Genomic DNA, 26,821 nt, shown 5'->3' with positions numbered 1-26,821 from the left:
GGAAGAGAGAAAAGGAGTGGAGCACCCCGTTGGGGGGGTGTGTGGGGGGCAATCCCCCCTTTTTTTTGGGGGGTTTTTTTTTTTTTTTTTTTTCCCCCCCCCCCCCCCCCCCCCCCCCCCCCGCCCCCGCACCTTCAGGGCGCTGACGACAGCGCGGTGAGCACCGCGTCGGTGTCGGCGAGGTTCGGCAGGACCGCGTGGGCGCCTGCGGCGCGGAGGTCGTCCTCGCTGCTGGAGCCCGTGGCGACGCCGACCGCGACCGCGCCGAAGCGCAGCGCACCCGCGACGTCGTGCGGCGTGTCGCCGACGACCACCACGGCGTCCGGGGCGATCGGCCCGCCGTGGCGGCCTTCGGCCTTCGCGACGGATTCCGAGATCAGGTCGTGGCGGTGCACCGAGGCCTCACCGAAGCCGCCGATCTCGAAGTCGACGTGGTGGTGCAGGCCGAACGATTCGAGCTTGTGGAAGGCGACCTCCGCGAGGTTCCCGGTCACCAGTGTCTGCGTGAACCGCGGTTCCTCGGCCAGCGCCGTCAGCGCACGGGCCGCACCGGGCAGCGCGCTGCCGCGCTGCGAGAGCTCGTCGCGCGTGTCGGCGACCGCGCTGGTCAGCGCCGCGAACATGGCCGCGATCGTGGGCTCGTCCGGGGTGCTGCCGTGGATCTCCAGCACGTCCGTGGTGATCGCCAGCTCGGTGCGGCCGGCGGTGTCCGGCATGCGCTGCAGGGCCTTCCCGGTCACGTCCGCGAGCGCTCGGCGGTACCAGCGGGAGCCGAAGCCCCGGGCGTCGATCAGGGTCAGGTCGATGTCCCACAGCACGAGTCGCGTCACCGCACCATCCTGCCAGCCGGCAGGACGGTGCGGGACGCCCGATTTCCCGGCGGCCGCGGGCTCAGGCGGCGAGCTCGCGGCGGGCGGTCTCGGTGACGATCGACATGCCCAGCACCGTCAGCGCCAGGCAGCAGATCAACATGATCGCCACCGGCATCGCCGAATGCGTCGCCCGCAGCAGCGCCGCGCCGATCAGCGGGGCGGCCGCGCCGGCGACCACAGTGGCGGCCTGATATCCCAGCGACACCCCGGAATACCGCACCGAGGTGCCGAAGAGTTCGGCGTAGAAGGCGGATTGCGCGCCGGTCAGCGTGCCGTGCAGCAGCAGGCCGACCGCCACCGCCAGGAACACCAGCGTCGGATCGTGGCTGCCCACCAGCGGGAAGAAGATCACCGTCCACAATGCACACCCGACGGCGGCGGTGATCGCCACCGGGCGGCGGCCGAGCCGGTCGGACAGCGCCCCGCCGACGAGCATCGACAACGCCTGCACGAGGGAACCGACGGCCACCGCGGTGGTCGTGATCGCGGTGGGAAGCCCGATGTTGCCCGCGTAGACCAGCAGGAAGATGGTGAACACGTAGAACGCGGCGTTCTCGCCCACGCGCGCCGCGAACACCGCGAACACCGCCCGGGGGTACTGGGCCAGCGCTTCGAGCACCGGCGCCCGCTCCTCGCGACTCTCGTCGGCGACGGCCTGGAACAGCGGCGACTCGGCGACCCGCAGCCGCACCCACAACCCGATGACGACCAGCACGATCGACGCCAGGAACGGGATCCGCCAGCCCCACGCCGAGTACTGCGCGCCGGTCGTCGCGGCCGCCATCGCGGCCAGGGCGCCCGTGGCGAGCAGGTTGCCCAGCGGCCCGCCCGTCTGCGGCCACGAGGTCCAGAAGCCGCGCCGCTCGCGCGGCCCGTGCTCGGCCACCAGCAGCACCGCGCCGCCGAACTCACCGCCGAGCGCGAAGCCCTGCACCAGCCGCAGCAGCGTCAGCAGCAGCGGCGCCGCGATCCCGATCTGCTGGTAGCCCGGCAGCACGCCGATCAGCACCGATGCGGAGCCCATCAGGACCAGGCTGATCACCAGCAGCCGCTTGCGGCCGACCCGGTCGCCGAAGTGCCCGAACACCAGGCCGCCCAGCGGCCGGGCGGCGAACCCCACGGCATAGGTGACCAGCGCCAGCAGCACGCCGAGCAGCCCGTCGGAATGCGGGAAGAAGACCGGGCCGAACACCGTGGCCGCGGCCGCCCCGTACAGGAAGAAGTCGTAGAACTCGACGGTGGTCCCGACCACGCCCGCGGACACCACGCGGGCCAGGCGGCGAGTTCCCCCAGCTGTTGTCGTCACGGTCGCAAAGAGTGCTCGCGCGACCACGCCCCGCGCAAGATCCCGTCTCGAAGTTGCCTCGTCCGCAATGCCATTGAGATCGAACCGCGGATTTCGGTGGACATCGCGGCCGGGATCAGCCGGGCAGGAAGCTGAGGCGGACCCGGCGGACCGGATTGTCCACATTGGTGTCCACCAGGCACACCGACTGCCAGGTCCCCAGCGCCATCTCCCCGCCCAGCACCGGGATCGACGCGTAAGGCGGGACGAACGCGGGCAGCACGTGGTCGCGGCCGTGGCCCCGCGAGCCGTGGCGGTGCCGCCAGCGGTCGTCGGCGGGCAGCAGGTCCCGAAGCGCGGCGAGCAGGTCGTCGTCGCTGCCCGCGCCGGTCTCGATGATCGCCAGCCCGGCGGTCGCGTGCGGCACCCAGACGTTGAGCAGGCCGTCGCGGGCCCGGGCCGAACGCAGGAACCGCTCGCACTCCGCGCCCAGGTCGTAGACGACTTCCACGGAGCCGGTCCGGACCTCGATTTCCTCGCTGTGCATGGGCTCAACCGTAAGCAGCGGTACCGGAACCGGCCCGGCCGGTGCGAGGATGCCGCCATGCGTGAGGCATTCGGTGCCCGGTTCGACGTCCCGGACGGCTATCTCAACACCGCGAGCATCGGCATCCCGACCGCCGACGCGGCCCGCGCGGTCGCGGAGTCGGTGGCGCGCTGGGGGAGCGGCCGCGACCTGCCCGAGGACTTCGAGCCGGCGGTGGCCGGCGCGCGGGCGTCGTTCGCGGCGCTGGTCGGCACCACCGCGGAGCGGGTGGCGATCGGGGCCACCGCCGCCCAGCTCGTCGGCCTGGTCGCGGCGAGCCTGCCGGCCGGCGCTCGCGTGCTGGTCGCCGAGAACGAGTTCACCAGCGTCGTCTTCCCGTTCGCCGCGCAACCGGACGTGCAGGTCACCGAGGTGCCGTTGGACGAGATCGCGGAGCACGCCGCGGACCACGACCTGGTGGCGGTCAGCGCGGTGCAGTCCAGTGACGGCCGGATCGTCGACCTCGACGGCCTCCGGCGGAGCGCCGCCGCGGGTTCGACGCGGGTGCTCATCGACGTCACGCAGGCGCTGGGCTGGCTGCCGGTGCGGCTCGACTGGGCCGACTGGGTCGTCGGCGCCGCCTACAAGTGGCTGCTGTCACCGCGCGGCGCCGCCTGGCTGGCGGTGCACCCGGATGCGCCCGAGGTCGTGCCGAACAACGCGAACTGGTACGCCGGGCAGGACCCGTGGAGCACTACCTACGGCCTGCCGCTGCGGCTGGCCGGCGGCGCCCGCTCGCTCGACCTCTCGCCGACGTGGTTCGCGCAGGTCGGGGCGGCGGTGGCGATGCGATGGCTGGCCGGGCTCGACATGGCCGCGGTCGCCGCGCACTGCACCGGGCTGGCCGACGAGTTCAGCGCGGCGATGGGTCTGGCCGCCGCCGGATCCGCGATCGTCTCGGTGCGGGCACCGGACGCCGCGTCGAAACTCACGGCGGCCGGGATCACCTGCGCGGCGCGAGCGGGCCGGGCACGCCTGTCGTTCCACCTCTACAACACCTCCGCCGACGTCGAGCGTGCGGTGCGTGCGCTGCGATGACCATCCGGGGTGTCCGACTCGTAATCAGCGCCCGCTACGGTTGGTGCTCGTGCCGGACCGACGAGGTGTGCCCGAAGAGATGACGGGAGCACAAGCCAACACGCAGCGCGAAACCACGCCGCTGCGGCGCGACAACTCGCTTATCAGACCGGATCGCGCATCGGTGCCGCCGCCGGACGAGGCCACTCGGCCGGCGTTCGCCCCACCGCCCCGCCGCGACCAGCCGCCGCCGGTGCAGCAGCCGCAGGCGCAGCCGCCGACGAGCCGGCAGGCCCCGGTGGCGCAGCCGGAGTCGCAACCGCGTCGCGTCACACCGACCGGCTGGCTGCTGCGCGGGCTCGGGCTCGTCGCGATCTCCGTGCTGTCCGGGCTGATCTGGCTGATGATCAAGCCGGACACCGATGACGAGGCCGCGCCGCCGCCCGCGGACGCGCCGCGCTACGAGTTCGTCCCGATCCGCCGCGAAGAAGCGTTCCAGGGCTGCCAGAACGTCTCCACGGCCAAGATCAAGAGCTTCTTCCAGAAGCAGGAGTGCGCGCACCTCACCCGGGCGCTCTACAGCACCAAGCTGCCCGACGGCACCCGGGTGCTGACCTCGCTGGTCACGGTCCTGATGCCGGACGCGGCCACCGCGCAGCAGCTCAACGAGCTGACTACCAAGGACGGCACGGGCAACATCCGGGACCTGGTCGACGACGGGCGGGACGGCACCAAGGGCATGCCGGCGCTGGACGACGACGCCTACGCCTCGGGCCGCCAGGACCGGCTGGTGGTGATCGGCGACTCGGCCTACTTCGACAAGAACACGCCGCACAAGGACCCGGTGCTGCTCGACGTCACCAAGGAAGCGCTGAAGCTCGGCTGGCCGCAGGAGCAGACCCCGCGCTGACCGCCGGGGTCAGGGCTGACCGGGGAAGGGCTTCGCGGCCGGCTGCGTGCCGACGGTGAGCCGCCACCGGGTGGCCCGGACGGCAGCGGTGGTCAGGCCGTCGAGCGCGATACCGCGCAGCGCGGCGTCCTCGGTGTTCTCCAGCACCGAACGCCAGCCGGTCTCGCAGTCGCTCTCCGTCTTGACCAGCAGCCCGATCGCCGCCTTCTGGTCGCTCACCGAGTCCCCGACGTCGTACGCCGGCTGAGCCGCCGGCGGCGTCTGCTGCGCGTCGCGGATCACCCGCTCCGCGGTGTCGCGCAGCCTCCGGTGCTGCTCCATCGCGTCGCCGATCGCGCTGCGCACGCGGGATTCGCTCGCGAACGCGCTCGCCAGCCCGCACACCCACACCGCCGCGTGCTCCGCGCTCAACGCGCTGCGCAGCGCGTTGCCCGCCTCGTCCGAAAGCTCCGTCATCCGAGCACCTCCCGCAGGCCCGCGCAGCTCGCCGCGACCGATCCCAGCAGCCCGGCGCGGTAGGGCTCCACCCCGGGCACCAGCTGGGCCGCCCTGTCCTGCGCGCCGGTCAGCGCATCGCGCAGCGCCTTCGCCGCCGTGCTCGCCGAGGACGGGGCCTGCTGCGGCGCCGGATCGGGCACCGACGGCGGGTCTTCGGGATCGCGCGGATTGACCCGGTCGACCTCGCGCTGCAACGCGGCGGCGTGCTCGGAACGCACCGAGGCGACCTCGCCGGCGGCGTCGGTCAGGCCCGAATGCGCCTGCGCGATCGCCTTCGCCAGCTGGGCGTCGGACTTCGCCGCGGCCGCCAGTGCCACCAGCGGGTCGGGCTCCTCGGGGGCCGAGCTGCACGCCGCGGTCAGCGCGGCGGCGACCGGAACGGCCGCGAACAACCGCAGCGCGCTCCGCCGCCCCAGCAGCGACCTGGCTCGCGAAGGGGATTCCACGTCGGCCTATCCTGCCAGGCGATCACCCGGCCGGACGCCCGGGCATCGCCCCCGGTGATCGGGACGATCCGCCGATCGTTGGGGTCCCACGCCGCGCTCGGGTGCGGGTGGACGCGATACCCTGGGCGACCGCGGCCGGCACGGACAGCACTGGTCGTGAACGTCCCGTCGGCCGTCCCGGCCGCGAGACCCCGTGCCGCGATGTTTCCAGGTCTGCTCCAGACCCCGATCGGATTTTAGGGAGTGCCAACGTGTCCAGCCCGCCGCGCGGTGCGATCACCGCGCAGCTGGAGCCCGTCGTAGCCGAGGCCGTGGCTAGATCGGGCTTCGACCTCGAGGAGTTCGACGTGCAGCAGGCCGGCCGCCGCCGGCTGATCAAGGTCGTCATCGACTCCGACGACGGCGTCGGGCTCGACGAGATCTCCGACGTCAGTCGCGCGGTGTCGGAGGTGCTGGACGCGCACGAGCACGTCCTGGCCGGCTCCTACACGCTCGAGGTCACCTCGCCGGGCGTGGACCGGCCGCTGACCCGCGCGCGGCACTGGCGTCGCGCCCGCTACCGGCTGGTCAAGATCCGGTTCGCCGACGGCGAGAAGTTGGTGGCGCGGGTCGGGGCGGCCGATGATGAAGGAGTCACGGTGCTGGTCGCCGGCGAACTGCGCCGGGTGGCCTACCGTGATGTCGAACGCGCGGTGGTCGAGGTGGAGTTCCAGCAGCCACCGGCGGAGGATTTGGTCAAGCTGGAGCGGGCTGCGAGCGGCGTTTCCCAAGAGGGGGACGACCGGGAAGACACGGAGGAGTCGAGGTGAACGTCGACATCGCGGCGCTGCGGGCGATCGAACGCGACAAGGACATCCCGTTCGAGACGGTCCTGGAAGCGATCGAATCGGCACTGCTCACCGCATACCGCCACACCGAGGGGCACCAGCCGCACGCGCGGGTGGAGGTGGACCGCAAGACCGGTGTCGTGCGGGTCCTCGCGCACACCCTGGCGGCCGACGGCAGCGTGCAGGAGGAATGGGACGACACCCCGGAGGGGTTCGGGCGCATCGCGGCGACGACCGCGCGGCAGGTCATCCTGCAGCGGCTGCGCGACGCCGAGCACGAGCGCACCTTCGGCGAGTTCTCCGCCAAGGAGGGCGAGATCCTCGGCGGTGTCATCCAGCGCGACGCGCGCGCCAACTCGCGCGGCATGGTCATCGTGTCGGTCGGCGACAGCGAGGGCGTGATCCCCGCCGCCGAGCAGGTGCCCAGCGAGAACTACGAGCACGGCACCCGGATCAAGTGCTATGTCGTCGGGGTGTCCCGGAGCGCGCGCGGGCCGCAGATCACGCTGTCCCGCACCCACCCGAACCTGGTGCGGCGGCTGTTCGCGCTGGAGGTCCCGGAGATCGCCGACGGCACCGTGGAGATCCCCGCGGTGGCGCGGGAGGCCGGGCACCGCTCCAAGATCGCGGTGCGCTCGACCGTCAGCGGCGTCAACGCCAAGGGCGCCTGCATCGGGCCGATGGGCTCGCGGGTGCGCAACGTGATGAGCGAGCTCGGCGGCGAGAAGATCGACATCATCGACTACTCGGACGACCCGGCGACCTTCGTCGGCAACGCCCTGTCGCCGGCCAAGGTAGTCTCGGTGGAGGTCGTCGACGAACGCACCAAGACCGCGCGGGTGGTCGTGCCGGACTTCCAGCTCTCGCTGGCGATCGGCAAGGAAGGCCAGAACGCCCGGCTCGCGGCTCGGCTCACCGGCTGGCGGATCGACATCCGCAGCGATGCCGACCCGGGTGCGTCGGCCACTCCGGCGGTGCAACCCCCGGCGCAGGCGTCCGGTCTGGACCCCGCGGTGGAGGGACTGCCGACCGTGGGTTCGGCCGAGTAACGTCGTCGGGTTAGAATCAGAGGAGGTTCGACGCGAGGAGAGCGACAATCCGCACACGGGTGTCCGGTGAGCACGGCGAAAGCCGTGAGCCGGTTCGTACCTGCGTGGGGTGTCGTGCCCGGACGTCATCCTCTGAGTTGCTGCGTGTGGTGGCTGAGGTCGGTCGGGCTGGTCCCGTCGCTGTACCCGATCCACGACGTCGGCAACCGGGCCGGGGCGCTTGGCTGCACCCCGATCCGGCGTGCCTTCGTCTGGCGGAGCGGCGCCGGGCTTTTCCCCGTGCACTCCGTGCACCGGGAGTCCTGGACACCTCGGCCGTGCAGGCCCACCTGAGTGCCGGGCAACCGCAGCAGGCGGCTCAAGACGTGACCGACGCGGGATCCGTCCCGCGCCAGGCAACTGAAGGAAAGCAGGTCGACCCGTCATGAATCAGCCGTGAAGCTGAAGCCATGAACGCGCATCGGCGATAGGACGAGGTCGAGCGGGACTGCCGCCCGGCCTCACCCAGATGAGGAGAGCAGTGGCAGGCAAGGCCCGCGTACATGAGCTCGCCAAAGAGCTCGGTGTTACCAGCAAGGAAGTTCTTAACAAGCTCGCCGAGCAGGGCGAGTACGTGAAGTCCGCGTCGTCCACCGTGGAAGCCCCGGTGGCCCGCAGGCTTCGCGACGCACTCGCCAAGCCCTCGGCGTCGAAGAAGAGCGACGCCGGCGGCGGAGGCAAGCCCGCTCCGGCAGAGCCCAGGCCGTCCCGCGCCGATGCGGCGGCGCCGAAGCCTGGACCCAAGCCCGGCCCGCGCCCCGAGGCGCCGGTCGGTGAGCGTCCCAAGCCCGGCCCCAAGCCGGGTCCGAAGCCGACCCCCAAGCCCGAGCCGGAGCCCGAGGTCAAGCCGGAGGTCAAGCCGGCCGAGCAGGCACCGGCCGCCAAGGCGGCCGCGCCGCGTCCGGCGTCCGCACCCGGTCCCAGGCCGGGTCCGAAGCCCAGCCCGAAGCAGGGTGGCGACGGCGACGCCGGCGTGGTTCCGCCGCGTCCGAAGGCGCCCAAGCCGGGCCCGCGGCAGCCGCGTGTCGGCAACAACCCGTTCGGCGTCGGCAGCGGAGCGCCGCAGCAGCGGCCGCCGCGGCCGGGCCCGGGTGGCCGTCAGGGCGGCGGGCAGGGTCCCGGCCGCCAGCACGGCGGTCCCGGTGGCCAGCGTCAGGGCGGCGGTCAGGGTGCCGGCACGGCCCCGGCCGCGGGCAACGCCCCGCGCGGTGAAGGTGGCTCGCGCCCGAACCCGGGCATGATGCCGCCGCGTCCGAACCCCGGCATGATGCCGCCCCGTCCGCCGCGCAGCGGTGGCGGTCCCGGCGGTGGCCGCGGTGGCGGCGGCCGTGGCGGTCCGGGCGGTGGCGGCGGTGGCCGTCCCGGCGGTGGCGGCGGTCGTCCCGGTGGGGGCGGCGGCGGCTTCCGCGGTGGCGGTGGCGGTGGCGGCGGTGCCCCGAGCGGTGCCCCGGCCGGCGGTGGCTTCCGCGGTCGTCCCGGCGGCGGTGGCCGTCCGGGCGGTCCCGGTGGTCGCGGCGGTGCAGCCGGTGCGTTCGGTCGTCCCGGCGGGCCCGCGAAGCGCGGTCGCAAGTCGAAGCGGCAGAAGCGCCAGGAGTACATGGAGAACATGCAGGCGCCGTCGGTCGGCGGCGTCCGCCTCCCGCGCGGCGGCGGCGAGACCGTTCGCCTGCGCCGCGGTGCTTCGCTGACCGACTTCGCCGAGAAGATCAACGCCAACCCGGCCTCGCTGGTGCAGGCGATGTTCCACCTCGGTGAGATGGTCACCGCGACCCAGTCCGTCTCCGACGAGGTGCTGGAGCTCCTCGGCCAGGAGATGAACTACAAGATCGAGATGGTCAGTCCGGAGGACGAGGACCGGGAGCTGCTGCAGTCGTTCGACATCAGCTACGGCGACCCGGGCAGCTCCGAGGACGAGCTGGCGGCGCGGCCGCCGGTGGTGACCGTCATGGGTCACGTCGACCACGGTAAGACGCGACTGCTGGACACCATCCGGAAGACGAACGTGCAGGCCGGCGAGGCCGGTGGCATCACCCAGCACATCGGTGCCTACCAGGTCCTCACCGAGCTGGAAGGCAACGAGCGGCCGATCACGTTCATCGACACCCCGGGTCACGAGGCGTTCACCGCCATGCGTGCCCGCGGTGCCAAGTCGACCGACATCGCCGTGCTGGTGGTGGCCGCCGACGACGGCGTCATGCCGCAGACGGTGGAGGCGATCAACCACGCCCAGGCGGCCGGTGTGCCGATCGTGGTCGCGGTGAACAAGATCGACGTCGAGGGTGCGAACCCGGCGAAGATCCGCCAGCAGCTCACCGAGTACAACCTCGTTGCCGAGGAGTACGGCGGCGACACCATGTTCGTCGACATCTCGGCGAAGCAGGGCACCAACATCGACAACCTGCTCGAGGCGATCCTGCTCACCGCGGACGCGGCGCTGGATCTGCGGGCCAACCCGCACATGCCCGCCCAGGGTGTGGCGATCGAGGCCCACCTGGACCGCGGTCGCGGCCCGGTGGCCACGGTGCTGGTGCAGCGGGGCACGCTGCGGGTCGGTGACTCGGTGGTGGCCGGCGACGCCTACGGTCGCGTCCGCCGGATGATCAACGAGAACGACGAGGACGTCCCCGAGGCGCTGCCGTCGCGGCCGGTGCAGGTCATCGGTTTCACGTCGGTGCCGGGCGCGGGCGACACCTTCCTGGTGGTCGACGAGGACCGGGTCGCCCGGCAGATCGCCGACCGCCGCGGGGCCCGCATCCGCGAGGCGCAGAACGCGGCCAAGCGCAAGCGCGTCAGCCTCGAGGACCTGGACAAGGTGCTCAAGGAGACCAACCAGCTCAACCTGATCATCAAGGGTGACAACTCGGGTACCGTCGAGGCGCTCGAAGAGTCCCTGATGAAGATCGAGGTCGGCGAAGAGGTCGAGCTCCGGGTGATCCACCGCGGCGTCGGTGGCATCAACGAGTCGGACATCAACCTCGCCACCGCGGAGAACACCATCGTCCTGGGCTTCAACGTCCGGGCCGAGGGCAAGGCGGCCGAGGTCGCCAACCGCGAGGGCGTGGAGATCCGGTACTACTCGGTGATCTACCGGGCGATCGAGGACATCGAGCAGGCCCTCAAGGGCATGCTCAAGCCCGAGTACGAGGAAGTCGAGCTGGGCCGGGCCGAGATCCGCGAGGTCTTCAAGTCCTCCCGGATCGGCACCATCGCGGGCTGCATGGTCACCGAAGGCATCATCAAGCGCAACGCCAAGGCGCGCCTGCTGCGGGACAACGTGGTCGTCGCCGAGAACCTCAGCATCAACTCGCTGAAGCGGTTCAAGGACGACGCCACCGAGGTCCGCGAGGGCTTCGAGTGCGGTCTGACCCTGGGGTCGTACAACGACATCAAGGTCGGCGACGTCATCGAGCCCTACGAGATGCGCGAGAAGCCGCGCGACTGAGCCGGTGCTGCGCAGGGGGTCGTCACTCGACGGCCCCCTGCGTGCCGGTTCGCCCCCGCGGTGAGGAACACCCATGTACGTCGGTGTACTCGAACTGGACGTCCTCCTCGGCGACGTCCACTCCCTGAAGCAGAAGCGCGCTGTCGTGCGGCCCGTGGTGGCCGAGTTGCGGCGGCGCTTCGAGGTTGCCGTCGCCGAGGCCGGGAACCAGGACTTGCACCGCCGCGCGCTGTTGGGCGTCGCGGCCGTCTCCGGCGACGCCGCGCACGTGCGCGAAGTGCTGGAAGCGTGCGAGCGGTTGGTCGCCGCACGCCCCGAACTGGAACTGCTCTCCGCCCGCCAGCGCATGCTCGGGCCGGAGGACTAGGAACTCTTCGTGGTCGTTCTGCGCGAGAACCCGCGGCGGCGCGAGTCGAGTCCCACACCGCAAGCGGCTAGCGCCGCTTTTCAGACGAACTGAACTTTCCCCGAAGGAGGTGCGCCGTGGCTGATACGGCGCGCGCCCGCAAACTCGCCAAGCGCATCGCCCAGATCGTGGCATCCGGGCTGGAGCACGAGGTGAAGGACCCGCGGCTGGCGATGGTGACGGTCACCGACGCGCGGGTCACCCCCGATCTGCGGGATGCCACTGTCTACTACACCGTGTTCGGCGACGACGCCGACTACGCCTCCACCGCGGCCGCGCTGGCGAGCGCGGCCGGGGTGCTGCGGTCCCGGGTCGGGCAGCAGACCGGTGTCCGGTTCACCCCGACGCTGACCTTCGTCGCGGACACCGTGCCGGACAACGCGCGGCGGATGGAGGAACTGCTCGCCAAGGCCAAGGAGGCCGACGAGGAGGTCGCCCGGTTGGCCTCCGGAGCGTCGCCGGCCGGCGACGCCGATCCGTACCGAGCCAGCACCGACGATGACGAGTTCGCCACCGACGGTGCGGACGAGGGGTCCTTTTCCGACGCCGATGTGCGTCGTGGGCCACAGAGTGGTTGAGTCGCAGCTCAGCATCAGGTGCGTTGGACGTCGGCGGCCGGAACGGCCACCGATGTCGTGGAGGTGAACCTGTGCGCGGGCAACCCGATAGCGGCCGCACCGGCGGCGGCCAACCGGTCACCGTCGATCCGGTCGAGCAAGCCGTAGCCGAGGCCGCTCGCAAGCTGTCCGAGGCCTCGGACGTGACGTTGTTCGCGCACATCAACCCGGACGCGGACGCGCTCGGCAGCGCGCTGGCGCTGGGCCGGGCGCTGCGGCGGCGCGGGTGTGCGGTCCGGGTGTCCTTCGGGATGCCGGACCTGCCGCCGTTCTCGCTGCGCGATCTGGACGGCGACGACCTGGTGGTGCCGGCGGACGAGGTGCCCGCCGCGCCGCCGGTGCTGGTCGTCTGCGACACCGGGAGCCTGCAGCGGCTCGGCAAGCTCGCCGATCGGGTCGACGCGACGATCGCCGCGGGCGGCGACGTGATCGTGATCGATCACCACGTGTCGAACACCCGCTACGGCACGCTGCACCTCGTCGACGAGCACGCCGAGGCGACGGTGATGATCGTGCTCCGGCTGCTCGACGAGCTCGGCGCGGAACTCGACCTGCCGACCGCGCGGTGCCTCTACGCGGGCCTGGTAACCGACACCCGGTCGTTCCGGCACGCCAGCGCGTCGACGCACCGCGCGGCGGCGCGGCTGCTGGAGGCCGGGGTCGACCCGGAGGCGACGACGCGGCCACTGCTGGACACGCATCCGTTCGCCTGGATGAACATGCTGTCCGGGGTGCTGGGCGAGGCCCGGCTGGAGCCGACCGCGGCGCAGGGCCTCGGGTTCGTGCATGCGACGGTGCGGCTGGCCCATTCCGACGGGCTGCGCAGCGAGGATGTGGACAGCGTCATCGACGTGGTGCGCACGACTAGTGAGGCCGAGGTCGCCGCGGTGCTCAAGGAGACCGCGCCGGATCACTGGTCGGTGTCGTTGCGTTCGGACAGCCGCGTCGACGTCGGCCACGCGGCGGCGGCCTGCGGCGGTGGCGGGCACCGGCTCGCCTCCGGTTTCACGGCGCAGGGCCCGGCGGAGGAGATCATCGCGGCGATGCGCAAGGCCCTCGACGAGGCCCCGCTCCTGGACTGACGCCCGCTGGGTCCCGTCCCCGCTGGGATCCCCGCAATTTCCATTGAAATTGAACCTTCGATTTCAATGGAAATTGCGGACCTCCGGCGTGTCGCAACCCGACATGCCGGAGGTTGTGGACAACTTCCGCAATTTCAATTGGAAATCGGAGGTCCGATTTCCATTGAAATTGCGGAGGAACTCGGGTGTCAGGTTCGGCGGCGGGCTCGGAAGGCCGCGACGTGCATGCGGTTCGCACAGCGGGGGCTGCAGAAGCGCTTGGCCTGGTTCGTCGACGTGTCCAGGAAGTAGGTGTAGCAGCCCTCCGCTCCGCAGCGCCCCCAGCGCGTCGTGCCGTGCTGGACCACGCCTTGCGCCAGGCCCCACGCGGCCGCCGCCGCGACTTCGTCGACCGCCGGTGCGTCCGGGCCGGCGACGTGGACGTGCCAGTTCGGGGTGCCGTCGTGGCTGCCGTGCCCGGAAAGCCTGGGCCGGGGCGGGTGCGCCGACAGCAGGGCGTTGATCTCGGCGAGCAGCGTCTCGCCGTCGTCGGCCACCATCGCGTCCAGCGCCCGGCGCAGCCCGGTCCCCACCGAGCGCAGGAGCGGCAGGTCGCTCGCGTGGAGCCGGTCGGCCCACCAGGGCTCGTCGTGGAGCGCGGCGCGCACCGCGTCGAGGCTGCTCAGATCGGCGTTGGCGATCCGCAGCGCAACGGCGGCGTAATCAGCGTTGTCCATCAGTGGTCCTTACCAGTACCCTTGGTCGTCAGGGGTGAACCCGCCGATCACAGCTTACAAGGAGACAGGGTGCCGGATCTGGGGGAGCGCGTATCGCCGCGCCGGGTGCTGGCGCTCGCGGTGCCCGCGCTCGGCGTGCTGGCCGCCGAACCGCTGTACGTGCTCGTGGACACGGCCGTGGTCGGTCACCTCGGAGCGGTGCCGCTCGCCGGGCTCGCGCTGGGCGGCACGCTGTTCACCCTGGTGTCGAGCCAGCTGACGTTCCTGAGCTACGGAACCACCGCGCGCACCGCCCGGCTGCACGGCGCCGGGCGCCGCAAGGACGCCGTCGCGGAGGGTGTGCAGGCGACCTGGCTGGGCGTCATCGTCGGTGTCGTCCTCATGCTGCTCGCGCAGCTGCTGGCCGTCCCGGTCGCGGAGCTGATGGCGGGCCCCGGGCCGATCGCCGATGCGGCCGCGACCTGGATGCGCGTCGCGCTGTGCGGCGCGCCGATGGTGCTGATCACCATGGCCGGCAACGGCTGGATGCGCGGCGTGCAGGACACCGCGCGGCCGCTCCGGTACGTGCTGGTGGGCAACGGTGTTTCCGCCGTGCTGTGCCCGCTTTTCGTCTACCCCTTCGGCTGGGGCCTGGAGGGTTCGGCGGTCGCGAACCTGATCGGCCAGACGATCGCCGCCGCGCTGTTCGTGCGCGCGTTGTTCGTCGAGCGGGTGCCGCTGAAGCCGGAGCTCGCGAAGATGCGCGCCCAGCTCGGGCTCGGCCGCGACCTGGTGCTGCGGACGCTGGCGTTCCAGGCGTGCTTCCTGTCGGCGACGTCCGTGGCGGCGCGGACCGGCGCGGAGGCCGTGGCGGCGCACCAGGTCGTGTGGCAGCTGTGGGCGTTCCTGGCGCTCGTGCTCGACTCGTTGGCCATCGCGGCGCAGTCGTTGGTCGGCGCGGCGCTCGGGGCCGGTTCCGCGCCGCGCGCCAAGGGAATCGCCCGGCAGGTCACCTGGTACAGCCTGGGGTTCGGCATCGTGCTCGGGTTGGTGTTCGCGGCGCTCTCCGGTCCGCTGCCGACGTTGTTCACCACGGACGGCGCGGTGCTGGCGGCCATCCCGCACGCGTGGTGGTTCTTCGTGCTCATGCAGCCGGTTGCGGGCGTGGTGTTCGCGCTGGACGGGGTGTTGCTCGGCGCCGGCGATGCCGCCTACCTGCGAACCGCGACGTTGCTGAGCGCGGCCATCGGCTACCTGCCGCTGATCTGGTTGTCGCTGGCGTTCGGCTGGGGCCTGGTGGGGATCTGGACCGGGCTGACCCTGTTCATGGTCCTGCGGCTGATCACGCTGCTGCTGAGGGCCCGCTCCGGCCGATGGGCCGTCGTCGGCGCCAACCGGGCCGAAGCCACCGCGGGGTGATCCCCCGCCGCGCCGGTCACTGCCAGAACCAGGGCTGCTCCCGGACCTGGCGGTAGGCCTCGCGGCGGCGCTCCGGGTCGAGCCGCTGGATGTAGACCATGCCGTCGAGGTGGTCCGTCTCGTGCTGGAGGCAGCGCGCCATCAGGCCGCTGCCCGACACCGTGACCGGCTCGTTGTCCGCGTCCACGCCGCGCACCACCGCGTGCTGGGCGCGGCGGGTTTCGAACCCGAGCCCGGGCAGCGACAGGCACGCCTCCACGTCGTCCTGCACCTCGTCGGAGAGTTCGACGATCTCCGGGTTGATGACGTACCCGATCTCGCCGTCGACGCGATAGCTGAACGCCCGCACCCCGACGCCGATCTGCGGCGCGGCGACGCCGGCGTGTCCGGGCGCGTCGACGGTGTCCAGCAGGTCCGCGACGATCGAGCGCAGTCGCTGGTCGAAGACCGTGACCGGCTCGGCCGCCATGCGCAGCACCGGGTCGCCGAAGCGCCGGATCGATCGGAATGCCACCGCTGACCTCCTCGCAGTTCCGCCGCCACCCTAGCGACGCGCGCCGCGCCGGGTCGGGGAAGATGTCTCCTCGTGTCCGAGCACTCCCGCAAAACGCGTCCCACCGTTCCACCCGGTCTGCTGGTGATCGACAAACCGGCGGGGATGACCTCGCACGACGTCGTGTCGCGGGTCCGCCGCATCATGGGCACCCGCCGCGTCGGGCACGCCGGGACATTGGACCCGATGGCCACCGGGGTGCTGGTGCTGGGGCTGGAGCGGGCCACCAAGCTGCTCGGCCACCTCGCCCTGGACACCAAGGCGTACCTGGCGACGATCCGGCTGGGTGCGGCCACCACCACCGACGACGCCGAGGGCGACGTGGTGTCCGAAGCGGACGCCTCCGGGGTGGCCGAGGAGGCGATCCGGGCCGGCATCGCGGAGCTGACCGGCGACATCCAGCAGGTGCCCAGCGCGGTCAGCGCCGTGAAGATCAACGGCCGCCGCGCCTACGAGATGGTGCGCAACGGCGAGACCGTCGAGCTGGCCGCCCGGCCGGTCACGGTGTCGCGCTTCGACGTGCTGGCGCTGCGCCGCACGGAACGCACGACCGACCTCGACGTGCTCGTCGAATGCTCGTCGGGGACCTACGTGCGCGCGCTGGCGCGCGACCTGGGGGCCGGGCTCGGCGTCGGCGGGCACCTCTCGGAACTGCGCAGGACCCGGGTCGGCCCGTTCGGGCTGGCGACGGCGCGCACCCTGGAGCGACTGGAGGCCGAGCCCGGGCTGTCGATGGGCCTGGACCAGGCGGTCGAGACCGCCTTCCCGCGCCGCAACGTGGACGCCGACACCGCCCGCGCCCTCTCCCACGGCCAAGTCGTGGCCGCGGCCGGCGTCGAGGGGACCTACGGGATGTTCGATCCGGACGGCCGGGCGGTGGCCCTCGTCCGCGACCGCGGCCGGACCGCGAAGCCGGTGCTGGTGATCATTCCGGCGAACTGACGCATTCCGGTCGAACCCCCCTCCGCTTCGCGGGCGATTTCGGTGACCGGTGTCACATCCCTGGAACCGGGGGAGGAGTCGCTCGTCCCACGGCTAGTCCGATCCAGTGACGCCAGACGTGGGGAGCAGCATGCGCAAGCGATTAGTCGGGGCGACCGTCGTGTTGGCGGCGGGGTTGGCGCTGAGCGGCTGTGCGGCAGGCGGTGCGCCGGGCGGCGCACCGCAGCAGACGACCGGCGGTGGTTCGCAGGCCGAGAGCCGGCCGGTCGAGGGCGGTGCCGGTCAGCAGCAGGAGACCACCGAGGCGGCCGGCCCGAACCAGGGCGGGAACGCCACCGGTGACCGGCCGTGCGAGGCGTCCGACCTCGATGCGAAGTTCGTCACCGCCGAGAACTACGACGGGCGCCCGAGCAGCGGCCAGTTCAGCGTGACCAAGAACAGCAACGACATGACCCCGTGCGTGCTCGACGGGTACCCGGAGATCAAGGCGATGCGCGGCTCCGAGGGCGGCGCGACCATGCCGGTGGCGATCCGGCAGGTGACGGCCGACGGCGCGCAGCCGATGCGGCTGGACGGGCACGGCGGTTTCGCCAGCTTCAACATCACCTGGACGACCTCCGGCGACGACGGCGGGTGCGACATGCCCGGGGCGCTCTCGGTGCGGCTGCCGCGCGCCGGTTCCCAGGACATCGAGGTGCCGGTCAACCAGGGCCGCGACAACTCCCTGCGGATCTGCGAGAACGACGAGCTCCAGGTCCAGCCGTTCGGTGACTACACGAACTGAGCCGATCCGCCCGCCCGTGCCGCGCGACCCACGGCACGGGCGGTGGCGTTCCGGCCATCGAGTGGCGGCGCAGTAGGCTTCCTGGTCGTGCAGCGTTGGCGTGGTTTGGAGCAGATTCCCGGTGGCTGGGGCAGGTGCGTGGTCACCATCGGCGTCTTCGACGGGGTGCACAGGGGGCATCAGCAGCTGATCGCGCACGCGGTGCGGCAGGCCCGCCGCCGCGGCGTGCCGTGCGTGCTGATGACCTTCGACCCGCACCCGTCCGAGGTGGTGCGCCCGGGCAGTCACCCGGCGCAGTTGACGACCCTGCGGCGCCGCGCCGAACTGGCCGAGCAGCTCGGGGTCGACGTCTTCTGCGTGCTGCCGTTCACCCGCGAGATCTCCCGCGTGCCCGCCGAGGAGTTCGTGCACGCGATGCTGGTGGAGCGGTTGCACGCGGCGGAGATCGTGGTCGGCGAGAACTTCACCTTCGGCCACAAGGCGGCGGGCAACATCGAACTGCTGGCGAAGCTCGGCGAGCGGTTCGGCTTCGAGGTCGAGTCCGACGCGCTGGTCTCCGGTCCGGTGGAGCGCGCCGACGACGCGGCAGGCCCCTCGGTGACCTTCTCGTCGACCTACATCCGCTCCTGCATCGACGCCGGCGACGTCGTGGCGGCCGCCTCCGCGCTGGGCCGCTACCACCGGCTGGAAGGCATCGTGGTGCGCGGCGCCGGGCGCGGCGGCAAGGAGCTCGGCTTCCCGACCGCCAACCTGTCCACCCCGCCGCACGCGGCGATCCCCGCCGACGGCGTGTACGCCGCGTGGTTCACGCATCGTCGGCGCGGCTCGGTGCAGCCGGGCGAGACGCTGCCCGCGGCGGTGTCGGTGGGCAGCAACCCGACGTTCTCCGGCACCGAGCGGACCGTCGAGGCGTACGTGCTGGACATCGACGCCGACTTCTACGGCGAGCACGTCGATCTGGACTTCGTGCAGCGGCTGCGATCGATGGAGCGCTACGACACGGTCGAAGCGCTGATCGAGCAGATGCACCAGGACGTCGCCGAAACCCGGCGGATCCTGGCCGTGGGCGGGTGAGGCGGTATGCCGGACCCCCGAACGGGGCAGCCGCGTCCCCTGCGCGGCGCACCGCGGCCGGAACGCTTTTCGGATTCCCGGCCACGCCCGGCCGGTGACCTGGCAGTATTCAGGGCCGGATCAACAGCCGCCCGCGGCCGGGTCGGCGCCGACACGGGGGGAACGAAGGTGGCGGAGAACAGCAACGTCCAGCGGAACCTCGCACTGCAGCGGCAGTGGTACGGAGAGCCGCTGGGGGACCGGGTGCGCCGCCTGGTCGTTGCGTTCCGCATCTCGCAGGCCCAGCTCGCGGAAGTGCTCGGGATCAGCGCGCCGATGCTCAGCCAGGTGATGAGCGGCCGCCGGGCCAAGATCGGCAACCCGTCGGTGCTGGCACGGCTGGTGATGCTGGAGCGCAAGGTGCTCATCCCCGGTGTCGCCGCGGGTGACGAGGACGCGATCAAGCAGGCGCTGGAGGACGTTCGTCAGTCGCGCCCGTCGGTGGGCCGCGACAACCTGCCGGTCGTGGGTTCGGCGAACGGCGAGGAGGCCGCCTGGCCGGTGCTGCGCGAGGTGGCCAAGCCCGGCGAGCTGGCGGCGGCGGCGTCGCTGCTGGAGGGCCGCTACCCGGCGCTGGCGCAGCTGCTCCGCCGCGCCGCCAACGGCGACCCCGACTGAGCTCCCGCGGAGCCGCCGCGCGGGCGTCCGGGGGGTGCGCGGACACTGGGGTATGCGTTTGTTCACCGCGCTGTGGCCGTCGGACGAGGCGGTGCGGCACCTGGCGTCGGCGGTAGACCGGCTCGACCCGGACCGGGTGGCCGAGGCGACCGCGGGCCTGCGCAAGTTCCGCTTCACACCCCCGTCGCGCTGGCACCTGACGCTTCGCTTCCACGGCGACGACGCCGACGAGCAGCGCGTGACCGGCCGGCTCGACCAGCGCGTCGCCGAACTGCTGGAGACCGACCCGTCGTCGCCGCGCCTCCGGCTGGCCGGCGCCGGGACGTTCCGCGGCGTGCTGTGGGTCGGCGTCGAGCCGGAAACCGGCTCCGACGACGCCGCGCTGCGCGAGCTGGTGCGCGCGGCCGGTGGCGATCCGCGCGGTCACACCCCGCACCTCACCATCGCCAGGTGGGTCGCCGGGCGCGCCGACCGCGAGCTGCTGCCGGGGCTGTTCGCCGGCTACACCGGCCCGTGGTGGCGGCCGCGCGATCTTGCGGTGGTGTGCAGTGACCTGCGGGAAGGCGGTCGGGAGTACCGGACCGTGCACCGGGCGGCGGTGACGCGCGAGACGCCGGGTTGACCCGATCGCAGCAGGTCTCCCTGTTATCCTGGCATGTGGAGCGGCTGCAGTCCGTGGTGGCCGCGTCTGGTCGGCTTGGGTCGACCCGCCACTCGATCGATCGGTCGGGCGTCGCTGACACGGGACATCGAAGGAGTCAATTCGTGGCGTTGTCCACTGAAGACAAGAAGCAGATCCTGGCCGAGTACGGCCTGAAGGACGGCGACACCGGTTCGCCGGAGGCCCAGGTGGCCCTGCTGACCAAGCGGATCGTCGGGCTGACCGAGCACCTCAAGCAGCACAAGCACGACCACCACTCGCGTCGTGGTCTGCTGCTGATGGTCGGTCGTCGCCGCCGTCTGCTCAACTACCTGACCAAGGTGGACATCGAACGCTACCGTTCGCTGATCCAGCGACTCGGTCTGCGTCGTTGACGAACACCGGGGGGAGCGGCCGATGGGCCGCTCCCCCCGGTGCATGAAGAACGGACGGCGCCCCGCGCGCCGTCGCAACTGAAGAGCGCTCACGGTGGCACGCACCGGACAGGCGTCCGCCGGTCCTCGGTAGTGGCTGCCGGGCAAGTCGTCGCAACAGACGTTCCCGGGGGCTTCGATCGATGGCCGGCCTCGTCGGACCACGATCCGGATGCTCCTGCCGTGGGCCTCGTGAAACCGAGGAGTCAACCTTGACTGAACCCCAGATCGACGAGGGCGTCTACGAGGCCACCGCCGTGCTGGACAACGGCGCGTTCGGGACCCGGACCGTCCGGTTCGAGACGGGCCGGCTGGCCAAGCAGGCCGCCGGCAGCGTCGTCGCCTACCTGGACGACGACACCATGCTGCTGTCCGCCACCACGGCGTCCAAGCAGCCGAAGGAGCACTTCGACTTCTTCCCGCTGACCGTCGACGTCGAAGAGCGGATGTACGCCGCGGGCCGCATCCCCGGCTCGTTCTTCCGCCGCGAGGGTCGCCCGTCCACCGACGCGATCCTCACCTGCCGGCTGATCGACCGGCCGCTGCGCCCGTCCTTCGTGGACGGCCTGCGCAACGAGGTCCAGGTCGTCGTCACCGTCATGAGCCTGGTGCCCGGCGACCTCTACGACGTGCTGGCGATCAACGCCGCGTCGGCATCCACCCAGCTGTCCGGTCTGCCGTTCTCCGGCCCGATCGGCGGCACCCGAGTGGCTTTGATCGACGGCCAGTGGGTGGCCTTCCCGACCCATGAGCAGCTCGAGCGGGCCGTGTTCGACATGGTCGTCGCGGGTCGCATCGTCGGCGACGACGTGGCGATCATGATGGTCGAGGCCGAGGCCACCGAGAAGACCGTCAACCTGGTCGCCGAGGGCGCGCAGGCGCCGACCGAAGAGGTCGTCGCCGCTGGTCTGGAGGCCGCGAAGCCCTTCATCCGGACCCTGTGCCAGGCGCAGCAGCAGCTCGCGCAGGCCGCCGCCAAGGAGGTCCAGGACTTCCCGGTGTTCCCGGCCTACGCCGAGGACGCCTTCACCGCCGTCGAGCAGGCCGTCTCCGGTGAGCTCGCCGAGGCGCTGAAGATCGGCGGCAAGCAGGAGCGGGAGAGCCGGCTCGACGAGATCAAGGCCGCGGTGCTGGAGAAGGTCGGCACCGGCGAGGGCCAGCAGTTCGAGGGCCGCGAGAAGGAGGTCGGCGCCGCCTTCCGGTCGCTGACCAAGAAGCTGGTGCGCCAGCGGATCATCCGCGACCAGGTCCGCATCGACGGCCGCTCGCTGACCGACATCCGCAGCCTGTCCGCGGAGGTCGGCGTGATCCCGCGGGCCCACGGCTCGGCGCTGTTCGAGCGCGGCGAGACCCAGATCATGGGTGTCTCCACGCTGAACATGCTGCGCCTGGAGCAGACCATCGACTCGTTGTCCCCGGACACGACGAAGCGGTACATGCACCACTACAACTTCCCGCCCTACTCGACCGGTGAGACCGGCCGGGTCGGCAGCCCGAAGCGGCGCGAGATCGGCCACGGTGCGCTGGCCGAGCGCGCGCTGATGCCGGTGCTGCCGACGCGCGAGGAGTTCCCGTACGCGATCCGCCAGGTCTCCGAGGCGCTGGGCTCCAACGGGTCCACCTCGATGGGCTCGGTGTGCGCCTCGACGCTGTCGCTGCTGAACGCGGGTGTGCCGCTGAAGGCGCCGGTGGCCGGCATCGCGATGGGCCTGGTGTCCGACGAGGTCGACGGTCAGACCCACTACGTGGCGCTGACCGACATCCTCGGTGCCGAGGACGCCTTCGGTGACATGGACTTCAAGGTCGCCGGCACGAAGGACTTCGTGACCGCGCTGCAGCTGGACACCAAGCTGGACGGCATCCCGTCCGAGGTGCTGGCCCAGGCGCTCGGCCAGGCCCGCGACGCCCGGTTCACCATCCTCGAGGTGATGGCCGAGGCGATCGGCAAGCCCGACGAGATGAGCCCGCACGCCCCGCGGGTGACCTCCATCAGCATCCCGGTGGACAAGATCGGCGAGGTCATCGGCCCGAAGGGCAAGATGATCAACTCGATCACCGAGGAGACCGGCGCGGAGATCACCATCGAGGACGACGGCACCATCTACGTCGGTGCCGCCGACGGTCCGTCCGCGGAGGCCGCGATCGACAAGATCAACGCCATCGCGAACCCGCAGCTGCCGAAGGTCGGCGAGCGCTTCCTGGGCACCGTGGTCAAGACCGCGGCCTTCGGCGCGTTCGTCTCGCTGCTGCCGGGCAAGGACGGCCTGGTGCACATCTCCAAGCTGGGCAACGGCAAGCGCATCGGCAAGGTCGAGGACGTGGTGAACGTCGGCGACAAGCTGCGCGTGGAGATCGCCGACATCGACAGCCGCGGCAAGATCAGCCTGGTGCTGGTCAACGACGAGGCGGAGAAGGCCGAGGGCGAGGCCCAGCCGGAGGCCGAGACCCCGGCGCAGTGACCGATCGGCGCGCGTGACGTGCTGTCCCATGCGGCCCGTCCCGGAAACTCCGGGGCGGGCCGTACGGTTGTGAGCCGTCAACTCACGATGCCGTGACGAGACCAAGGTGGTTGGTGTTTGATGAGCGGCGGCAGCCGCTTGCGGTGTGCGACTCAACTCGCACCGCCGCGTGTCCACGGTGCCCACTCCTCCGGAGTTCTCCCACCGAGGACAGCCCCGACGTGGTGAATTGGCATTCATGAGGTCGGGGATCCCACAGCGAGGGGGGCAGCGGTAATTCCCGCAGGGGGCCGCCACCCGAACCGCTACGCAAACCAAGTTCGAAATACTCTCTAAAGGGACATGAAGAAGCAGACACGCGCCGGGTACTTGCAGCGTCCCGGGACCACTCGAATCCTCGGCGGCACTGGCGACGCGGCCGTGCGCCGGACGGTGTTGCCGGGCGGCTTGCGGGTGGTCACCGAGCCCGTGCCCGGCGTGCGCTCGGCCTCCGTCGGCATCTGGGTCGCGGTGGGCTCGCGCGACGAGGGCCGCCCGCAGGCCGGTGCCGCGCACTACCTGGAACACCTCCTCTTCAAGGGCACCGCCAAGCGCACGGCCGTGGACATCGCGCAGGAGATCGACGCCGTCGGCGGCGAGCTGAACGCCTTCACGGCCAAGGAGCACACCTGCTACTACGCGCACGTGCTCGACCGCGACCTGCCGCTGGCGATCGACATGCTCTGCGACGTGGTCTTCGACGCGCTGAACGCGAAGTCCGATGTGGATGTCGAGCGCAGCGTGGTCCTGGAGGAGATCGCGATGCGCGACGACGATCCCGAGGACCTGCTGCACGAGCTGTTCACCTCGGCGGTGCTCGGCGACCACCCGCTCGGCCGCTCCGTGCTGGGCACCGAGGACTCCATCACCGAGATGACCCGGGCCCGGGTCAACGGCTTCTACCGGCGCAGCTACGAGATGCCGAAGATGGTCATCGCCGCCGCGGGCAACGTCGACCACAGCCGGGTGCTGCGGCTGCTGCGCAAGGCGCTCGGCGACCGGCTGGACGGCGAAGTGCTGCCCGCGCCGCCGCGCACGGGGCGGGCGCGGCTGCCGAAGCAGAAGCCGCTGGCGCTGCACACAGACGACACCGAGCAGGCCCATCTGCTGATGGGCTGCCGCGGCTTCGACCGCTACGACGACCGCCGCTTCGCGCTCGGCGTGCTCAACGCGGCGCTGGGCGGCGGCATGAGCTCGCGGCTGTTCCAGGAGGTGCGGGAGCGGCGGGGCCTGGCCTACTCGGTGTACTCGGCCACCACGGCGTACTCCGACGCCGGGACGTTCTCGGTGTACGCGGGCTGCACCCCGGACCGGCTCGGCGAGGTCGCGACGGTGATCCGCGGCGTGCTCGCCGGCGTCGCTGCCGACGGGCTGACCGCGGACGAGGTGGAGCGCGGGCGCGGGCAGCTGCGCGGCGGCCTGGTGCTCGGCCTCGAGGACAGCGCGTCCCGGATGAGCCGGATCGGCAAGATCGAGCTGAACTACGGCAGGCACTTCACGGTCGAGGAGACCCTGGAGCGCATCGACGCGGTCACCGTCGACGACGTCGCGGAGCTCGCGGCCGAGCTGCTGCGCCGGCCGCTGACCACCGCCGTCGTCGGGCCGTACGACTCGCCCGAGGACCTGCCCGACGGCGTGTGACTCCCGACTCGACCGTCCGCAATTTCCATTGAGCGTTTTTCATCCTGGTCGGCCCGCAGTCGCGGGTCGCGAAGCCGCACGTCGGTGGGGTGTCGCATGCGCCGTAGGCACATAGCCCACCCCCGCAACTGGCACCGCCGCGGGTTCACTGTGCCCACCCCTCCGGGGTTCTCCCGGCGAGGACGGCCCTGACGCCGTGTATTGGGCATACATCAGTCAGGGCACCCACAGTCCAGGGAGCCTCTGAGGTTCCGCCACCCGCACCGCCACGCAGAACGAGGTTGGAAAAACCTCATTGAAATCGAAGGTTCGATTTCAGTGGAAATTGCGGACGGGGCACTCGCGAGAGGGCGTGGGGTGCCCGTCACCTCGGAGAACGCCGGTGCATAGACTCGCGGCAGTGCGGCGTCGAGGTGGAAAGGTAGTCGTCACGTGAACAGCCCGATCAAGGTCGGCGTGCTGGGTGCCCGCGGGCGGATGGGATCCGAGGCGGTTCGCGCCGTCGGCGAGGCCCCCGACACCGAACTGGTCGCCGCGATCAACCGCGAGGACGGCCTCACCGGGTTGCTCGACGGCGGCGCCCAGGTCGCGGTCGACCTCACCCATCCCGACGCGGTGCTCGACAACATCCGGTTCTGCGTCGAGCACGGCATCCACGTGGTGGTCGGCACCAGCGGGCTCGGCACCCCGGAGCTGGACACTGTCCGCTCCTGGCTGGCCGACCGGCCGGAGGTCGGCGTGCTGGTGGCGCCGAACTTCGCGATCGGCGCGGTGCTGTCGATGCGGTTCGCCGAGCTCGCCGCGAAGTTCTTCGAATCCGTGGAGATCGTCGAGCTGCACCACCCCAAGAAGGCCGACGCGCCGTCGGGCACCGCCGCGCGCACCGCGCAGGTGATCGCGCAGGCGCGCGCCGAGGCGGGCCTGGGCGAGGTGCCGGACGCGACGACCAAGGAACTCGACGGCGCCCGCGGCGCGGACGTCGACGGCGTGCGGGTGCACTCGGTGCGGATGACCGGGCTCGTCGCGCACCAGGAGGTGCTGTTCGGCACCGAGGGCGAGACGCTGACCATCCGGCACGACTCCTACGACCGCCGCTCCTTCATGCCCGGGGTGCTGCTGTCGATCCGCGAGGTCGGGTCCCGGCCGGGCCTGACCGTCGGCCTCGACGCGCTGCTGGGGATCTGAGTGGCCCGCAAGCTGCTGACCCCGCGGACGTCCGCGTTCGTGGTGGCGATCGTGCTGCTGGTGTACCTGGTGCTCATGGGCGGCCGCGCGGTCACCATGATCACCAGCGGGCAGCCGGTGTTCATCGCCCTCGGGGTGGCGGTCTTCGTGCTGCCGGTGCTCGGCGCGCTGCTGGTCGTCGACCAGCTGCGGTTCGGCGCGAGCACCGAGCGGCTCGCGCAGCGGCTCTACGACGAGGACGCGCTGCCGGACGTCTCGCACCTGCCCCGGCGGCCCTCCGGCCGTGTCGAGCGGGAAGCGGCGGACGCGTACTTCGACGAGAAGCAGGCCGAACTCGAAGCCGCGCCGAAGGATTGGCGGCGCTGGTTCGCGCTGGCGCAGGCCTACGACCTGGCCGGCGACCGCAACCGCGGCCGCAAGGCGATGCGCCGCGCGATCGAGCTGGAGCGCGAAGAATCCGCGCGGTGACCGGATGTCCGTCAGCACCACGTCGGGCCGCAGCCTCGCGACTTCCGCCATGCCACCATCGCCGGTGGCGGGCCCGCGAGGTGGAGATCGTGCGCGACCACCCGCGGCACGCCCAACATCGCCAACCCGAACACCGCCGACAGCGGCGTGCCGAGGGAAAGGGTGCGCCTGCGCAAAGTTCGTCCTAGGGACGAAACATGGCGCGCCCGAAGCTATTCGGGCAGCGCGTTCAGGTCGTCGGCCTGGAAGCTCTCGCGCCGTGCGCATCTCGACGTACGCCGTGCTCGTTCCGAAGTGGACCGGCCTCTTGGCGTGGCAACGGCGGCGGCATTGCGGGCGATCCTCAGGCACAATGGGTGCAGGCGCGCGGACTGCGGCTTTTCGGGATTTCTGAAAGAAATGTTTCGCGGCGGGCGCAAGATAGGGTTACATTGTTAACTCCTCTACGGCTCTTCGGGTGAACGCGGGCGTGTGCTGCGCTTTTCCGGGTAACGATGTGCGGCGATCTCACCAAGTGGTTGGGTCATTGACAGCGTCACCGGTAATCCCGATCATTTCAGCCATGTCCAGGTTCGCCACTCTGGTGGCTCGCCTGCATGTCGATTTGGTGCAGCAGGCCAGCGCGCTCTGTTGCGCCGGCTAGGGCTCTCCTTTCGCGGAACCGGGCCTGGCGTGACAACGCAGGTTTCCCCCGGTCCGATGTGTTCCCTTCGGCATCGCCGCTTTCTCCTCTAACGCGCGTTTTCCGAACGTGC

28 protein-coding genes are annotated in these 26,821 nt (G+C 71.5%); 20 read left to right on the top strand and 8 right to left on the bottom strand.

Translation table 11 applies throughout. From position 1 onward, the window contains the following. Positions 1 to 134 precede the first annotated feature (134 nt). From AC07EQ_RS12860 to AC07EQ_RS12850, 3 genes are all read right to left on the bottom strand, one after another. Entirely contained in the window at positions 135 to 830 is a 696-nt protein-coding gene (locus AC07EQ_RS12860) for an HAD family hydrolase (RefSeq protein ID WP_478388150.1), read from the bottom strand. A 61-nt stretch (positions 831 to 891) separates the two neighbouring features. Continuing rightward, the gene (locus AC07EQ_RS12855) at positions 892 to 2,178 is read right to left on the bottom strand and encodes an MFS transporter (protein WP_478388149.1); all 1,287 of its coding nucleotides are present in this window, start codon (positions 2,176 to 2,178) and stop codon (positions 892 to 894) included. Positions 2,179 to 2,293: 115 nt separating this feature from the next. Then, complete coding sequence (locus AC07EQ_RS12850; RefSeq protein ID WP_132487358.1) at positions 2,294 to 2,704, bottom strand: YjbQ family protein; 411 nt, start codon at positions 2,702 to 2,704, stop codon at positions 2,294 to 2,296. A gap of 57 nt (positions 2,705 to 2,761) precedes the next feature. Between AC07EQ_RS12850 and AC07EQ_RS12845 the strand changes: the two genes are divergently transcribed. Both AC07EQ_RS12845 and AC07EQ_RS12840 read left to right on the top strand, forming a co-directional pair. Continuing rightward, positions 2,762 to 3,781, top strand: a complete 1,020-nt coding sequence (locus tag AC07EQ_RS12845; protein WP_478388148.1) for an aminotransferase class V-fold PLP-dependent enzyme — start codon at positions 2,762 to 2,764, stop codon at positions 3,779 to 3,781. Between the two features lie 79 nt (positions 3,782 to 3,860). Continuing rightward, positions 3,861 to 4,670, top strand: a complete 810-nt coding sequence (locus AC07EQ_RS12840) for a hypothetical protein (RefSeq protein WP_478388147.1) — start codon at positions 3,861 to 3,863, stop codon at positions 4,668 to 4,670. Between the two features lie 9 nt (positions 4,671 to 4,679). Here the strand turns inward: AC07EQ_RS12840 and AC07EQ_RS12835 are convergent, their stop codons facing one another. Further along, positions 4,680 to 5,126 carry a ferritin-like domain-containing protein gene (locus tag AC07EQ_RS12835; RefSeq protein WP_478388146.1) on the bottom strand — a complete coding sequence of 149 codons (447 nt, stop codon included), beginning with the start codon at positions 5,124 to 5,126 and terminating at the stop codon, positions 4,680 to 4,682. After that, the gene (locus AC07EQ_RS12830) at positions 5,123 to 5,614 is read right to left on the bottom strand and encodes a hypothetical protein (RefSeq protein ID WP_478388145.1); all 492 of its coding nucleotides are present in this window, start codon (positions 5,612 to 5,614) and stop codon (positions 5,123 to 5,125) included. The genes AC07EQ_RS12835 and AC07EQ_RS12830 overlap by 4 nt, the downstream gene beginning before the upstream one ends. A gap of 251 nt (positions 5,615 to 5,865) precedes the next feature. Here AC07EQ_RS12830 and rimP point away from each other — a divergent pair, with 251 nt between their 5' ends. From rimP to AC07EQ_RS12795, 7 genes are all read left to right on the top strand, one after another. Continuing rightward, a complete protein-coding gene (rimP, locus tag AC07EQ_RS12825) occupies positions 5,866 to 6,423 on the top strand; it encodes a ribosome maturation factor RimP (protein WP_132487366.1) in 558 nt (185 codons plus the stop codon). Further along, positions 6,420 to 7,490 (top strand): transcription termination factor NusA, encoded by a 1,071-nt coding sequence (gene nusA / locus AC07EQ_RS12820; protein ID WP_478388144.1) that lies wholly within the window; start codon positions 6,420 to 6,422, stop codon positions 7,488 to 7,490. Before rimP ends, nusA begins: the two co-directional genes overlap by 4 nt. Before the next feature lie 59 nt (positions 7,491 to 7,549). After that, positions 7,550 to 7,918: a YlxR family protein gene (locus tag AC07EQ_RS12815; protein WP_478388143.1), complete on the top strand. Its 369-nt coding sequence runs from the start codon at positions 7,550 to 7,552 to the stop codon at positions 7,916 to 7,918. Between the two features lie 92 nt (positions 7,919 to 8,010). Then, complete coding sequence (gene infB / locus AC07EQ_RS12810; RefSeq protein ID WP_478388142.1) at positions 8,011 to 10,971, top strand: translation initiation factor IF-2; 2,961 nt, start codon at positions 8,011 to 8,013, stop codon at positions 10,969 to 10,971. A 73-nt stretch (positions 10,972 to 11,044) separates the two neighbouring features. Next, positions 11,045 to 11,338 carry a DUF503 domain-containing protein gene (locus tag AC07EQ_RS12805; protein ID WP_132487374.1) on the top strand — a complete coding sequence of 98 codons (294 nt, stop codon included), beginning with the start codon at positions 11,045 to 11,047 and terminating at the stop codon, positions 11,336 to 11,338. 116 nt (positions 11,339 to 11,454) lie between these two features. Then, on the top strand, positions 11,455 to 11,955 hold the full coding sequence (rbfA, locus tag AC07EQ_RS12800; protein WP_132487376.1) for a 30S ribosome-binding factor RbfA: 501 nt from the start codon (positions 11,455 to 11,457) through the stop codon (positions 11,953 to 11,955). A 164-nt stretch (positions 11,956 to 12,119) separates the two neighbouring features. Continuing rightward, entirely contained in the window at positions 12,120 to 13,076 is a 957-nt protein-coding gene (locus tag AC07EQ_RS12795) for a DHH family phosphoesterase (RefSeq protein ID WP_478388258.1), read from the top strand. A 188-nt stretch (positions 13,077 to 13,264) separates the two neighbouring features. Here the strand turns inward: AC07EQ_RS12795 and AC07EQ_RS12790 are convergent, their stop codons facing one another. Continuing rightward, positions 13,265 to 13,792 carry a CGNR zinc finger domain-containing protein gene (locus AC07EQ_RS12790; RefSeq protein WP_478388141.1) on the bottom strand — a complete coding sequence of 176 codons (528 nt, stop codon included), beginning with the start codon at positions 13,790 to 13,792 and terminating at the stop codon, positions 13,265 to 13,267. Positions 13,793 to 13,861: 69 nt separating this feature from the next. Between AC07EQ_RS12790 and AC07EQ_RS12785 the strand changes: the two genes are divergently transcribed. Next, positions 13,862 to 15,190 (top strand): MATE family efflux transporter, encoded by a 1,329-nt coding sequence (locus AC07EQ_RS12785; protein WP_478388140.1) that lies wholly within the window; start codon positions 13,862 to 13,864, stop codon positions 15,188 to 15,190. Between the two features lie 16 nt (positions 15,191 to 15,206). On the opposite strand, the gene def is transcribed toward AC07EQ_RS12785, so the two are convergent. Further along, positions 15,207 to 15,704 carry a peptide deformylase gene (def, locus tag AC07EQ_RS12780; RefSeq protein ID WP_478388139.1) on the bottom strand — a complete coding sequence of 166 codons (498 nt, stop codon included), beginning with the start codon at positions 15,702 to 15,704 and terminating at the stop codon, positions 15,207 to 15,209. A 72-nt stretch (positions 15,705 to 15,776) separates the two neighbouring features. Here def and truB point away from each other — a divergent pair, with 72 nt between their 5' ends. The 10 genes from truB to AC07EQ_RS12730 all read left to right on the top strand — a co-directional run bounded on the left by truB (position 15,777) and on the right by AC07EQ_RS12730 (position 26,066). Then, positions 15,777 to 16,685: a tRNA pseudouridine(55) synthase TruB gene (gene truB / locus AC07EQ_RS12775; protein ID WP_478388138.1), complete on the top strand. Its 909-nt coding sequence runs from the start codon at positions 15,777 to 15,779 to the stop codon at positions 16,683 to 16,685. Between the two features lie 130 nt (positions 16,686 to 16,815). Continuing rightward, positions 16,816 to 17,469: a DUF4232 domain-containing protein gene (locus AC07EQ_RS12770; protein WP_478388137.1), complete on the top strand. Its 654-nt coding sequence runs from the start codon at positions 16,816 to 16,818 to the stop codon at positions 17,467 to 17,469. Positions 17,470 to 17,556: 87 nt separating this feature from the next. Further along, positions 17,557 to 18,543 carry a bifunctional riboflavin kinase/FAD synthetase gene (locus tag AC07EQ_RS12765; RefSeq protein ID WP_132487398.1) on the top strand — a complete coding sequence of 329 codons (987 nt, stop codon included), beginning with the start codon at positions 17,557 to 17,559 and terminating at the stop codon, positions 18,541 to 18,543. Between the two features lie 168 nt (positions 18,544 to 18,711). Continuing rightward, positions 18,712 to 19,200: a helix-turn-helix domain-containing protein gene (locus AC07EQ_RS12760; protein WP_478388136.1), complete on the top strand. Its 489-nt coding sequence runs from the start codon at positions 18,712 to 18,714 to the stop codon at positions 19,198 to 19,200. A gap of 52 nt (positions 19,201 to 19,252) precedes the next feature. After that, a complete protein-coding gene (locus tag AC07EQ_RS12755) occupies positions 19,253 to 19,822 on the top strand; it encodes a 2'-5' RNA ligase family protein (RefSeq protein WP_478388135.1) in 570 nt (189 codons plus the stop codon). 143 nt (positions 19,823 to 19,965) lie between these two features. After that, the gene (rpsO, locus tag AC07EQ_RS12750; RefSeq protein WP_093261676.1) at positions 19,966 to 20,235 is read left to right on the top strand and encodes a 30S ribosomal protein S15; all 270 of its coding nucleotides are present in this window, start codon (positions 19,966 to 19,968) and stop codon (positions 20,233 to 20,235) included. A 251-nt stretch (positions 20,236 to 20,486) separates the two neighbouring features. Then, positions 20,487 to 22,733 carry a polyribonucleotide nucleotidyltransferase gene (locus AC07EQ_RS12745; protein ID WP_478388134.1) on the top strand — a complete coding sequence of 749 codons (2,247 nt, stop codon included), beginning with the start codon at positions 20,487 to 20,489 and terminating at the stop codon, positions 22,731 to 22,733. A gap of 342 nt (positions 22,734 to 23,075) precedes the next feature. Next, complete coding sequence (locus tag AC07EQ_RS12740) at positions 23,076 to 24,413, top strand: M16 family metallopeptidase (RefSeq protein ID WP_478388133.1); 1,338 nt, start codon at positions 23,076 to 23,078, stop codon at positions 24,411 to 24,413. Between the two features lie 432 nt (positions 24,414 to 24,845). Continuing rightward, positions 24,846 to 25,598 (top strand): 4-hydroxy-tetrahydrodipicolinate reductase, encoded by a 753-nt coding sequence (dapB, locus tag AC07EQ_RS12735; RefSeq protein ID WP_358575297.1) that lies wholly within the window; start codon positions 24,846 to 24,848, stop codon positions 25,596 to 25,598. 15 nt (positions 25,599 to 25,613) lie between these two features. Beyond that, on the top strand, positions 25,614 to 26,066 hold the full coding sequence (locus AC07EQ_RS12730) for a hypothetical protein (protein WP_478388257.1): 453 nt from the start codon (positions 25,614 to 25,616) through the stop codon (positions 26,064 to 26,066). 11 nt (positions 26,067 to 26,077) lie between these two features. Here the strand turns inward: AC07EQ_RS12730 and AC07EQ_RS12725 are convergent, their stop codons facing one another. Next, complete coding sequence (locus tag AC07EQ_RS12725; RefSeq protein ID WP_478388132.1) at positions 26,078 to 26,242, bottom strand: hypothetical protein; 165 nt, start codon at positions 26,240 to 26,242, stop codon at positions 26,078 to 26,080. Between the last annotated feature and the right edge of the window lie 579 nt (positions 26,243 to 26,821).

The organism is Saccharopolyspora sp. NPDC045839, from assembly GCF_056431645.1.
This window is presented reverse-complemented; position numbering and strand designations above follow the sequence as displayed.